Genomic DNA, 12,791 nt, shown 5'->3' on the forward strand with positions numbered 1-12,791 from the left:
AATGTATTTGTTCCGAAACCCTCTAAAAATGATTCAAACAACTAAACCGATAATTACTAGTAATTAATTAGACAAAATTGTATTTACTTAAATGAAAACTGTAATAGTTGACGATGAGATATTTGCGCGAAAACGCATATTAAATCTATTAAAAGACATCGCGGAAATTGAAGTAGTGGCGGAATGTAACAATGGAAGTTCGGCAATAGAGACCATTAACAATCTACAGCCGGAACTGCTTTTTCTCGACATCAACATCCGGGATATGGACGGCTTTCAAGTATTGGAAAATATTGTATCGGATAAAAAGCCGTTGGTGATTTTTGTTACAGCACATGATGATTTTGCCTTAAAAGCCTTTGAATTTGACGCTTTCGATTACTTGGTGAAACCCTTTAAGGAAGATAGGTTTTACAGAACGGTGAAGAAGGTATTGGCCCAACAACAGCTGCCAACAACTTCCGATTTTGAGGCCGAACTGCGACGTATCGTGGAAACATATGGCAAACGTTCCAACCATTATCTTCAAAAATTGGCCATAAAACAGGGTAACAAAACAAGCCTGATTGCTACCAACACCATTAAGTATATTATTGCTTCGGGGGTTTATGCCGAAATTTTCACGCCAGAGGGCAAGTACCTGCACCGGGATTCGCTCAGCAATTTGGAAACACAGTTGGACCCCGAGCATTTTTTTCGCGTGCATCGTTCCTCCATAGTAAATCTGGAGGCCGTAAAGGAAATAGTGCACAGCGATTTTTCAGAGATTGATGTGCGCATGGAGGACAATAGGTTAATAAGCGTAAGCAAACCGCTAAAAAAGGAGTTGATGGCGAAATTGGGTATTTAGATGAAATTACGAAATTATTTCAAAAAATATTTTGATGCCGAACTGGCCATCATTCTGGCCATTTTTTACCTTATTACAATTTGCCTTAATCTGATAAAAGTATTTTCCACGGCCTATCTTAAAGGTACGCCCATGTTGCAGGGAGAGAATTTTTTCTTTCAGATTTACGTTTTGGACGCCATTACCGTTGTAGGGATTATGTTTATAATTGCGATGCACACCAAACGGTTGATCCTGAAGCGTACCTCCTGGCGTAAAATCTTATTGTTCCACTTTTTTTTAGCTTTAATACTTGGGGTGGTTATCCAATTTATAACCGATGTGTACCGTCTCCAGGTGGGTTTATTGAATGCATTTGATTTCAAAAAGAGCCTCAACGTTTTTTTAAGTGTAATCGACATCAATTTCTTGGTATATTTTGCCATGCTTTTTATTATCTATACCTACTATTATTTCAGTATAATCCGGGCGAGTGAAAAACAACAGAGTCTTTTGGAAACGCAAGTGGTTACCGCACGTATGAATATGCTTACCTCCCAACTGCAGCCCCATTTTTTGTTTAACACCATTAACTGTATAATAGGGTTGATAGATGTGGATAAAAGAAAGGCGCAGGAAACCTTGGTAGATCTAAGCACATTTTTTAGGGAAGTTACAAAAAACAGCAATGTCCACTTTTTTACGGTAGCCAAGGAAATGGAAATCTTAAGCCATTATCTTGGGATTTTAAAAGTGCGTTTTCCTGAGAATCTAACTATTGTGGAACATATTGATCCCGAACTTTTGGAGGAAATGATTCCCGCGATGGTCCTTCAACCTCTGATCGAGAATTCCATAAACCACGGGTATGAAAACTCCACCCGCCCGTTGCTGATTGAAATAGCGATTTCAAAGGAAGGGGAATTTATTAATATAACGTTAAAAAACGACGGTCCTCCGATTACTGATTTTCAATCGGGCAAAAGTACAGGCGTAGGTATTTCAAATTTAAAATTGCGTTTAATTAATCTTTACGGGAATAGGGCTACCTTTACGCTAAGGAATAAGGCCGATGGATGTGGGGTAGAAAATATTCTAAAAATTCCGTTACGGTAGATTTTCTAAAGACTAGTTTTTTATAATTACCGATTTCGGTATATTTTGAGTGAAACCTCGGAATATGCCGAAACTAATTGGGTGAAGGAAATATTTTGTTGGGACCACACATTTTCCAAAAAAATATGGATTACTTCATTTATAAGTCGAAATCCGCGTTCGGCCTCAATAATCTTTCCTCCGAAGCGGGTTATCATATCGGGCAAAACAAAGGGTGCGTCTGAAAATGTCATATGAGCAGCGCCGGCAATTTTGAGTTCGTAACCGAGGGTTGCGTGCGACATTTCCGCGGCAAAAGCTTCGTCTATCTCTTGTCCCATCCTGTTCCAATCAGTTCTATTTCTCCCTCTACTTATTAATTCTTCATCAGTATATACAGGCTGGCTTCTCAAGGTAAGAATTGGAGCTTTGTAAGTGAAGTTTGTCTTGTCATCAAAAGTGCCACCATCCATATTGATAGCGGCTTTGATGCGGGTATCCTTTAGGGAGGCCAAAACTGCCGCATTTCCACCCAACGAATGACCGATGGCGGCAATGTATTGGGTACGGATGTAGGCAGCAAAAGCTTTTCCAGGTTTTGAGGTATTTGTGGTGACCATATCCAAGACTAGGGAAATGTCCATAGCCCATTGTTTTAAAATTTTCAGCAATGTACCCTTATCCTGACTGGCCAATTGCGGATCTTGACGTGAACTTGATAGTTGTCCATCCTCAAAAATGGTAAATCCGCCATAAGGGTGTTCGATAGCAATTACGATATATCCTTTGCTTGCCCATTCCTCAAAAAAAAGAAGGTAATTATTTTGGGAAACTCCGAGTCCGTGGGAAAACAAAAGCAGGGGATATTTTGAGGTTTTTGCAATTGCCGCATTTGGAATGGTTTGAGAAGTATATGCGGCCATAGCTAACAATGAGGTACTATCTTGGTGGTTATAGGCCTGTGCAATCATCTGTTTTAGCAATTCGGGATGAGCAATATAGGCTTTTTTGTTTTTTAGGTTTTCCGCAGTGGGATAATATATACTAATGGGGATACGATGCCTTTTACTTGAATCCAGCAAATCTTGGCGAAGGGGATCTTGTAGTTCAAAATGTTGTACTCCCACTGAATATTTTCCCGAATGGGAAGGCAGGATCTTTCTGGAAGATTGAGCGAAACTTGTGGGCAGTGCAAAAACAATGTTTGTAAGGAATAATATTAATAATATAAACTGTTTCATTCTATTTTAAAATTTATGGGATTTTATCAATTTGTGTTCAAATTTGGAAGTATTAATTGGTTCAAGACACTGGACTGTTTCATTAACTCCTCAATTTCCTCCACCGTTCTGGGCGCATCAACGGAAAGGTTTATAGGCCCCTTTTCGGTTATGTGTATGTCATCTTCGATACGCACGGCTATTCCGTGCCATTTTGGATCGCAATCGCTTCCTTCTGGAATATAAATGCCGGGTTCTACTGTAATGACCATATTGGGTTTAAATTTTCCCTTTAGGGAAACATCATGTACATCCAGCCCCAGATAATGCCCGACGGAATGGGGGTAATATTTTCGACCTTCTTCCTCCGATCTAATAATACCGAGCTCCATGAGGCCTTTGTTTATTATAGAACGGCTGGCATTCTCCAAGTTTGAAAAATCGTTTCCTACCACCGCGTCCGTAATGGCGGCATTTTGTGCCTTTAAGACCAGATTATAAATGGTACGCTGGGCCTCGGTAAACCTGCCGTTTGCCGGAATTGTGCGGGTCACATCGGCCGAATATCCGTGGTATTCTGCGCCTATGTCCATTAGCACCAAATCATTTCCAACGCGGGTCTTATTGTTCTCGATATAATGGAGTACGCAGCCGTTGGCGCCCGCGCCCACAATGCTGGGATATCCGACAGCTTCACTGCCATATTTTTTGTAGATGTATTCGTGTATGCCCTGAATTTCAGTTTCCGACATATTGGGGTGCATGGCTTTCATCACCTCGCATTGAGCTACGGCGGCAATTTTAATGGCTTTTCGCATAAGTTGCATTTCGTCTTCCGTTTTAATTTCCCTAAGACCGGCAACAATTTCCCAAATCACGTTTGTGTCCATTCTGGAATTCGAGTTCTGTGGTTGGTTCAGATCTGGATTGGAATCAGTTTTACGGATACTGTTAAGCGAATTCACCTTGGCTAGCAAATATTCAAACAAATCATAGGAATCGGCACTATCATTCACATTATCGGTATAGGCTCCTTTGGGTTTTGAGAGCAAGATTTTGTTATATTTTGAATAATCAATTTTATCCATCAAAAAGTCCTTATTGGTAAAAACTTCCTGAAATCCTAATTTTTTCTTTGCGTCTGCTGCCCCCAGTCTATATCCAGTCCATTGCTCCATTTTTGGATCGCGATCCTGTACGAATAGCACTTCATCAACTTCTTGATGACCAACGTACTGAGGTTCCGAAAACAGAATCAATACACCATTGGGTTCTTTATAGCCGGTGAAATAGTAAAGATTCGGGTCTTGATGAAATATATAATCCACATCATTTGATCGGTTTTGAACGGGGTTGGAAAAGAAAATAGCTATGCTGTTGGATGGCAGCAATTTTTTAAAAGCCTCGCGCCTCTCTCTATGAAATTGCGCCGAAAGATAATCGGTGGGCAAGTGGTCTTGAGAAAGAGCGAAATTTCCCCACAGCAAATAACTGAAGACAATAATGTATTTTAGGTTCATATATCAATTAGATTTAAGCATACCAAATTAATCACTTTGAAGTTCAGCTTCGGAAATATTGTTCTGAAACGCTTCAATAGCCTTGTGAAACAGTTGTTAATTTTTATTAAAATAAAATATGCTTCTAATTACTTTTTCAATTCGATAAATACGTAACATTTTTTTGTTTTTAAAACTAATTTTACTTTAATCAGTTTTAGATAAATGAGAACTTATATTTCAATATTTGTGATATGCTTACTGCCTTTTCTAACCTTGGCGCAGTTAAAAGTGGATTGTGATTCCCTTATTAAGATGGGTATCGTACAGCTTGGCAAAAAGGAACATAATGCCTCTCTGGAAAATCTTAATAAAGCTTATGTACTGGCCAAAGAAAATAGATAGCACGCCCAATCCTTTTTGGCGCTCAATAATATTGGCGCTAACTATTATGCGCTATTGAACTACGGAGAGGCGCTGCATTATTACCTTGACGCCTATCAAATTGACATACGTTATTTGGATGAGGAGCGTGAAATGATAGTTTTAAATAATATTGCAATACTTTATATGAGCGATAAGGAGTACAATAAGGCTGCCGAATATGGCCCACGCGCCTTAAGGTTGGCTACAAATATGGGGAATGCAAAACGCAGCGCACTATATGCAGTAAATTTGGGACTCATTTACAATAAACTGGGCGAATTGGAAAAGGCTTCCCACTATTTTGAGATTCTTGAGGGTGTGGCCATAACGGATTCCCATATTACATTTATCAATAAGGTTGGGAAAACGGAAAACGCTTATCTGTCTGGTGAGTATAATAAAGCAAGTGAATTGGCACGGACATTGCTAAGCGAAGCCGAAGAAAGAAAAGAATTTGATTTAGTTAACCATCTTTATTTATTGCTTTCCCAGATCGATCAACACCAGCAACGCTATTCAGAGGCTTTGGATTTCGGAAGAAAAGCCTTGGATTCCTCACCCGATTTGGAATCAAAAATTGCGGCGATGGAGCAAATGGCCAATATTCATTTTATACAGAAAAATTATAAAGATGCGCTGGTAATGAAAGAATCCATTTTAAAATATAGGGATTCCCTTCACCAAATAAAAAACGGAAAATACTTTGAAAGCCACAAGCTGAGCTTTGAAATAAAAAAGTCTCAACAAGATGTTGCCAACAGTATGCTACAACTTCAACAGGAACGAAAATTCCATTATAGCCTATTGAGTGCGTTGGGTGCTCTTTTTTTGGTTGTTCTATTGGGGTTTAGAAATATCCACTTAAAAAACAGACAAAAAAAAGTGATAGCAGAACGGGAACGGGCACAAGCCTTACTGGCCCTTAAGGAAAAGGAGGGTGAAAGATTAATCCTGGAAAAACAAATGTTGGAAAAGACCACACAACAACAATTGGAACACTCCAGATTAAAACACGAAATAGAAATTAAAAAACCGCAAGCTATCCACCAGGGCACTCTATGTGACAGAGCGCAATGAAATACTTCAAAATATTTTAAAAAAAATAGCTACTGAAACATTTGCCACAAAAAACCCGAAAGTAAAACAGGGATTGAAAAAGTTAAACGATTTAATAAAAGGCGATGAAAGTTGGAAAGATTTTACACAACATTTTGAAGCTGTAAACCACGGATTTTTGGAAAAATTAAAAAACAAGCATCCTACGCTCAACAGTAATGATCTTCGATTTATATCTTATTTGTATATGAATTTAAGCCAAAAGGAAATTGCAGCCATTCTCAATATCTCACCTGATGCCTGCCGTAAAAGAAAGGAACGTATAGCAAAGAAGATTGGACTTGCGGAAAGAACAGAAATTCACGATTATCTCTACAGCATATAGGCTATCACAAAATTTCCCGAAAACGGTCACATTATTTCCGTTTCTTAGTTTGCGTAGGCTCAGTGTATTTTGAAATATTTGAGAAATTTTAAAAACAACTTATTTATGAGAAAAATTATTTCACTATTACTGCTCACCTTATTATCATTCAAAAGTAATGGACAAATACAATTCCAAGGAGCAAAGGAATACGGAAGGTTATACAATATAACATTCGATCCCACAACTGAAAATACTTTATATGCCTTGAGTATAGGCAACCATTTAATGGTATCACATGATAAAGGCCAAGAGTGGCAAGTGCTTTACTCTTTTCCCAATAGTATCGTGATGCTAAAGGACTTGAAATACAGGACAGACCATAGTCTAACTTTTATTGTTGATGGCACTGCAGATGAAGATGGTGTATATTATTACAACCTTAGTACTGAAAGTATTGAGCAGCAATTTATAGCCCCCATCCCTTCAAATTCGTACCGAGACTGGATAAGCAGTTATAGTATTTATGAAGGTGACTCGAATATCGCTTTGGTGCATCAATCATTTATGGATCAATCCTTTAATGCTTTTTCCAAAGTATATTACACTATCGATGGCGGCAGCACCTGGCAGGAAATTTATTACAATGTCAATTATGATGGGGTACATCCAAATAACGTAGCAATCGCTCCTAATAATCCTAATAAACTCTATGTGGCTCGAGGGGCTGGCCCCAACAGCACCCAAGGAGGTTTACTAATTTCGGATGATTCTGGAAATAATTGGAGAGAAAAGATGGCTGACATAACCTTTAACCCAATCACATTTCACCCTGTCAATGCTGATATTATGTGGATGGGAACCGCCATAGGTGATGAAAGTCAAAACGAAGCTCTGTATAAAAGTTTGGATGGCGGAGAAAATTGGGAGGAAGTAAATATAAATTGGACCGCTGCCTCTCTAGATTGTATTAATTTTATTACCTATAATCCAAATAACCACGACAATATAATAGTCTTGGAGGAAAATGAAATATCAATCTCTGAAGATGCCGGGAACACGTGGACCAATTATGTTTATCCCGAAAATGAACCCGAAACCTATACCTTTGGATTCAATGCCTCTTTTAATCCATTTTCTTCAAATGAAGTATTCATCACAGCAGATTGGTATCCCATGTTTTCCTTTGATGGGGGAGCAAACTTGGATATTTTTCCTGTACCATTCCATAAGAATTCTATGGTAGGATTAGCACCTGGCCTAGAATCCCACTTGTATTATAGTTTACAGGATGGCATAGTCCACAGGGATTTTACTGCCAACCAAACCGAAAGCCATTATATTTCTCCAATAGATATATTTTCACTTTCTAATCCTACGAGGTATTTTGTGGACCCTATTACGTTTGGTCGTATTTATTCATTTTCAGATACTTTTTCAGGAGCTTTCCTTGAGGTAAGTAATAACCACGGTGCCTCCCGCGAGCTGCTATATCAAACTTTTTTTGACGACGTTAGGGCACTGAGTCCAAATCCAAACAGCCAAGATGTAGTATGGGTTTCCATGCGTGATGCCGGGTTATTCTCTTTCGATTTTTCAAACTTAAATCAAATAATCGAAACGCCTATCCAAACCCCTGGGAATGGAATTGTATATGAAATCTATTTTAGCCCCTTCCAAAATAATGAGGTATGGATATCGATTAATAATAGCCTCTATAGAAGTCTAGACGGAGGTTCGGTTTGGGAAGTACGGGATAATAGCTTAACCTTGGGTACAGATGAAATTGTTTATGATATTACCCAAAATCCAAACAATACGGATGAATATATTGCAGCTAGTAGCAATGGTATTTACAAAACCATAAATGGGGGAGATGTTTGGGAGAAGGTATATACTGCATCAAATATACAAAAGGTTGCTTATTCGCCAATATCTACTGGACAATTGGTTGCATCAATTTATTCCAGTGATGTTACGGTGGCTCAAATTATATATTCGGTTGATAACGGAGAGGAGTGGCAGGCCGTTCCTTTGGAAAATATAGTTCATTCCCTATCTTTCTCAATGGACTACTTTTTCGATCAGGATGCTGTGGATGTATATCTAGCGACCAATGACCTTGGGGTGATAAAATTAAATGTAGCATTGGACCAATTGGATAGCCCTGAATATACAACTTCAAACGAAATTATTATTTATCCAAATCCTACAAATGATGAGATAAATGTGCAAGCAGGCGACCATACGATTAAAGAACTTGTATTATATAACAATTTGGGTGGTGAGGTAAATAGGTATTCAGTTATAAAGAGAATTTCTTTATCCAATCTACAAAAGGGCATTTACTATTTAAAAATCACCACAGAAAAGGGGATTTATATTAAGCGGGTCATCAAGGATTAATTATTTATTTTTAGTTTAGTAAATATAGAAGGGCTGACTTTAGGGTTGGTCCTTTTTATTCACTTTAGATCGTGGGACTGTGAAATGGTAAGATTTTTATATACTTCCGATTAGTGACTGAAAGTTCAGAAACCATTTTTTTGATGGTTATTCTTTTTATTACTGATTATTGGATTGATTAATTTTTATTTTGTTCAGTATAGAATGCCCAGTAGCATGGAATCAATGAACAATTAGCAAAGAACAATTAGCTAATTGGATTGTTAGATTATTGGCTTATTGGATTATTGGATTGTTGGATTGTTGGACTCTTGCTTAAAGCCTAAAGCTTACTGCCTAAAGCAAAAATTATTATATTTGGTATTCTCCTTGGTTTTCAATGGACAATTAGCAATTAGATAATTGGACTGTCGGATTGCTGGATGGTTGGACTCTTGCTTACAGCGATGACTTAAAATTATTCCTTTGTTTTCCATGCAGGCTCTTCTCGCCAGTTATCTGGAAATCCCATAAAACGTGTCTTTATCAAAGGATATTCATCAATTAAGCAGACCAATTTTTCCAAGAATTTGTTGCTTGGATTTATATTATATAGTAATCTATCTAACATAGCAGTAACACCGTAGAAACTTCTATTAAAATCATTTGGTAAATTACCATGAAAACTATACTTTTTTCTGGAAGGAATGGTTGGTCTATCTGCGGTAATCCCCCTGTTCCACAAGCGGCCATGATGCGCACAAATATTTCTTACATTATTTAAATAAACAAGCCAGCTTGATAAAACGGTACTTGGAAGGCCAAAATCATTTGCAATTGCGATTTTTTCGGCATCATTACTTAATCCCTTGTATAACCGTGCTAGTTTGCCCAAACTTAAAACTTCCAAAGCCATGTTCGAGGGAGGAATACTTTCTGAGGTGTATTTTTCTTTAAACGATTTTAAAAATAGTTCTTGCGGATTTTCAAATCTCTCTGCAATTTCAGCATTTATTAGGGTGTAAATACCTTTGTCATCATATAAATCATTCTGACTGAACCAAAAGAAGCCATAATTAACGGCAAAATAATCGGTTAGCCGTGCGCGCAATGCTACTTCTATACGCTCAAGATATTCAATAGTTAGGGCTCTAAGCTTTTTATCGAACTGATAGTGAAGAATAATATCATTGAAAGATACTTTATCTTTAAATTCGTGTGAACCATCTTTTTCCTGCAAATGATACATATATCCGGATAATCGATAATAACCTATGTTTCTAAGATATTGTTTGGCGCGTTCAAAATCAGTAATATTCAGACCTCGATGGATTAAAACTTCAATATGTTCTTCGACCGTTTTGGGCGGTTTTTCATATTTCATTTTATGTTGAGTTTATTGCAAAAAAAAGCCCCGCAAATTGCGCTTGAAGCAGAGGCGTGCGGGGGATTGATGATGCAAATATAAGATGAAATTTGGTTTAAACCAACATATTTTAGCTATAATTATTTAATTACGCTCTATGGCTTATGGCTTGAAGCCTAAAGCAAAGAAGATATATTTGGTATTCTCCCCGATTTTCAATGAACAATTAGCAATGACCAATTAGCAATGAGCAATTAAAATGTTGAATTGTTTAATTGTGGAAATGTTTAATCGTTTAGTTGTTGGACTCTAGCTTACAGCATACAGCAAAAAAGATTTTTATTTGGTATTCTCCCGGTTTTCAATGAACAATAAACAATTATCAATTAGCAATGAACAATTAGCAATTAGATAATTGGATTGTTGGATTGTTGGATGGTTGGACTATATCTTAAAGTCTAAAGCAAAAAGATTTATATTTGATATTCTTACCAGTTAAAATGTACGCTGTTACGGTTTTCCGTGAATTAATAATGTATTGACTTATATTTGAGGTTATAAAAAAAATACTTGCGTACATGTGGGGGATAGCAGCAATAGTTCATGGTGTATATGCATGTTGTAGCAAATTTTGATCTGATTATTCTGCCGTTCGCAGTTATGCTCACGCAAAATCGTTATATTTATAGGAGGTTTGATTTAATAAGTTCTTAAAATCTGACGAGTGATAGACTGTAAATTTGCAGCCTGTTATATAGTTATGCTTTGAGGTCTTGTTCCAAAAAAGTAGCTGCTATGATTTCAGTCGTTTCTCTTCTCATTGTATTAGCACTTTCTATGCTGGTAATCCGGATAGGCGCCGTTGCTTTTTTGATGACAGGTCTATCGGAGGAAGTAGCACAATTCCAAGCGCTCTCAGCTTTCTCAGGTGCAGGATTCACAACCGGCGAAGCAGAGAATATCGTGAAACATCCAGCACGGCGTCGGATTGCTTCCTTGCTCATTCGGCTCGGCTCCGTCGGTGTAGTGTCTTCCATTGCAACGCTGCTGCTCTCGTTCGTTGGAGCCGGACAGGCGACACCCGAGCGTTTGCTGGTACTGGTGCTAGGAATATTCGTGCTCTTAGGACCGGCTCGAAGTCGGATCTTTAACCGAATGCTTACGCCTCTTATTGAGCGGTTACTGGCCCGCTACACCACGCTTGATTTGAGAGATTATGCTGCATTGCTGCACCTTCGAGAGGATTATCGCATCGTTGAGATTGAAATTGGAGAGTATACGTGGTTAGCGAACCACACGATTGGGGAACTTAACCTGGGAGACGAGGGTATTCTTGTACTCGGAGTGAAGCGCACTGACGAAGATTACATTGGGGCTCCTCCAAATCAACTTTGCCTTCGGCCCGGAGATCTGCTTGTCCTGTATGGTCGAAAGCATCGCCTGAATGAACTTTCTACCCGGGCGTTAAGCAATCAGGCGGCCCATCGCGAAGCAAAAGCCGAGCATAAGCGTGATCTTGATGAACAGCGGAAGCAACTTGAACGAATGAATACGGCCTAACAAGCTGTTTCACCCTCTTTGGAAACAAATTAACATATACAGTCAAGTCTATCAATCAATCCAGACCATCTTATTTATGTGATGCCTTCTGAATTTCTGTGACGTCCTTTTATCTCTTGTACTAATCACCGAAATGGCTAATGGAAGGAATGTCTGTTCATGCATTTTGTAGGCTTCCATAGATGTTCCAGCAAACAAAATGGCTTCCTTTTTTTGATATTTTTGGAACACCCATGTTTTTTCTGTCGGACCAAAAGCATGCTACAACAATATATAAAAACAATGCTTAAATTAATCTTGAATCGAAGCTCCGTGCTCCTTGCAACGCCTGATTGTCCGCAGGACAATCAAGCTCGCCAGCTCGCACTGTTTTTATACGGAACGTTGTGGTGCATTTAAAACATACGTTATGTAACAAAAATGTATTTTACCGAAGTTATTATTCATTTTATAGAAAAGTAATAATAGCTTGAGGCTTGTACTGTTGACTTTTCTTACATTTAAAACTTTTAAAAAAAATAATTTTCATGAAACAGATCATAGTTCTTTGTATTTTTTCCATAACATCTATTCATATAATTAATGCGCAAGTTGGTATCAATACTACATCACCTAGTCCCGATTCAGCATTAGATATTGATAGTGATGATAAAGGTATTTTAATACCACGTGTGGATATAACCGATCTATCAACAATTGCTCCCATTAATGGAGGTTCTACAGAAGGCTTATTGGTATATAATACCAATACGACTACCGGAAAAGGGTTTTATTATTGGGATGGTAGCCAATGGCAAATTATAGGAGAGGCTGGATGGGGTCTTTCAGGAAATGCAGGAACCAATACTACAACGGACTTTCTAGGGACAACAGATGCTACTAATTTAATAGTAAAAACTAATGATGCTACTGCGCTCACTGTAGGAAGCACCGGTAATATTGGAATACCCAATGTAATAGGTTTGGCTCGTCTTTAAATAAATGAAAATGG

At 38.1% G+C, this 12,791-nt stretch carries 10 protein-coding genes; 7 read left to right on the plus strand and 3 right to left on the minus strand.

From position 1 onward, the window contains the following. Nucleotides 1-91 precede the first annotated feature (91 nt). Both JK629_RS07725 and JK629_RS07730 read left to right on the plus strand, forming a co-directional pair. Nucleotides 92-850 carry a LytR/AlgR family response regulator transcription factor gene (locus tag JK629_RS07725; RefSeq protein WP_202335088.1) on the plus strand — a complete coding sequence of 253 codons (759 nt, stop codon included), beginning with the start codon at nucleotides 92-94 and terminating at the stop codon, nucleotides 848-850. Further along, on the plus strand, nucleotides 851-1,945 hold the full coding sequence (locus JK629_RS07730; protein ID WP_202335089.1) for a sensor histidine kinase: 1,095 nt from the start codon (nucleotides 851-853) through the stop codon (nucleotides 1,943-1,945). A 26-nt stretch (nucleotides 1,946-1,971) separates the two neighbouring features. Here JK629_RS07730 and JK629_RS07735 read toward each other — a convergent pair whose 3' ends face one another. Continuing rightward, nucleotides 1,972-3,165, minus strand: a complete 1,194-nt coding sequence (locus JK629_RS07735; RefSeq protein WP_202335090.1) for an alpha/beta hydrolase family protein — start codon at nucleotides 3,163-3,165, stop codon at nucleotides 1,972-1,974. Between the two features lie 26 nt (nucleotides 3,166-3,191). Beyond that, on the minus strand, nucleotides 3,192-4,664 hold the full coding sequence (locus JK629_RS07740; protein ID WP_202335091.1) for an aminopeptidase P family protein: 1,473 nt from the start codon (nucleotides 4,662-4,664) through the stop codon (nucleotides 3,192-3,194). 399 nt (nucleotides 4,665-5,063) lie between these two features. Between JK629_RS07740 and JK629_RS07745 the strand changes: the two genes are divergently transcribed. The 3 genes from JK629_RS07745 to JK629_RS07755 all read left to right on the plus strand — a co-directional run bounded on the left by JK629_RS07745 (nucleotide 5,064) and on the right by JK629_RS07755 (nucleotide 8,895). Beyond that, the gene (locus JK629_RS07745; protein ID WP_202335092.1) at nucleotides 5,064-6,146 is read left to right on the plus strand and encodes a tetratricopeptide repeat protein; all 1,083 of its coding nucleotides are present in this window, start codon (nucleotides 5,064-5,066) and stop codon (nucleotides 6,144-6,146) included. After that, nucleotides 6,130-6,510 (plus strand): helix-turn-helix transcriptional regulator, encoded by a 381-nt coding sequence (locus tag JK629_RS07750; protein WP_202335093.1) that lies wholly within the window; start codon nucleotides 6,130-6,132, stop codon nucleotides 6,508-6,510. The genes JK629_RS07745 and JK629_RS07750 overlap by 17 nt, the downstream gene beginning before the upstream one ends. A 105-nt stretch (nucleotides 6,511-6,615) precedes the next feature. After that, the gene (locus tag JK629_RS07755; RefSeq protein WP_202335094.1) at nucleotides 6,616-8,895 is read left to right on the plus strand and encodes a T9SS type A sorting domain-containing protein; all 2,280 of its coding nucleotides are present in this window, start codon (nucleotides 6,616-6,618) and stop codon (nucleotides 8,893-8,895) included. Nucleotides 8,896-9,352: 457 nt separating this feature from the next. Here the strand turns inward: JK629_RS07755 and JK629_RS07760 are convergent, their stop codons facing one another. Continuing rightward, nucleotides 9,353-10,258 (minus strand): Abi family protein, encoded by a 906-nt coding sequence (locus JK629_RS07760; protein ID WP_202335095.1) that lies wholly within the window; start codon nucleotides 10,256-10,258, stop codon nucleotides 9,353-9,355. Nucleotides 10,259-11,035: 777 nt separating this feature from the next. On the opposite strand from JK629_RS07760, the gene JK629_RS07765 reads away from it, so the two are divergent. Then, entirely contained in the window at nucleotides 11,036-11,800 is a 765-nt protein-coding gene (locus JK629_RS07765; RefSeq protein ID WP_202335096.1) for a TrkA C-terminal domain-containing protein, read from the plus strand. Between the two features lie 527 nt (nucleotides 11,801-12,327). Beyond that, the gene (locus JK629_RS07770; protein WP_202335097.1) at nucleotides 12,328-12,777 is read left to right on the plus strand and encodes a hypothetical protein; all 450 of its coding nucleotides are present in this window, start codon (nucleotides 12,328-12,330) and stop codon (nucleotides 12,775-12,777) included. Nucleotides 12,778-12,791 lie beyond the last annotated feature (14 nt).

The sequence above is a fragment of the Aequorivita iocasae genome (genome assembly GCF_016757735.1).
In the GTDB taxonomy this organism is placed as follows: Bacteria; Bacteroidota; Bacteroidia; order Flavobacteriales; family Flavobacteriaceae; genus Aequorivita; species Aequorivita iocasae.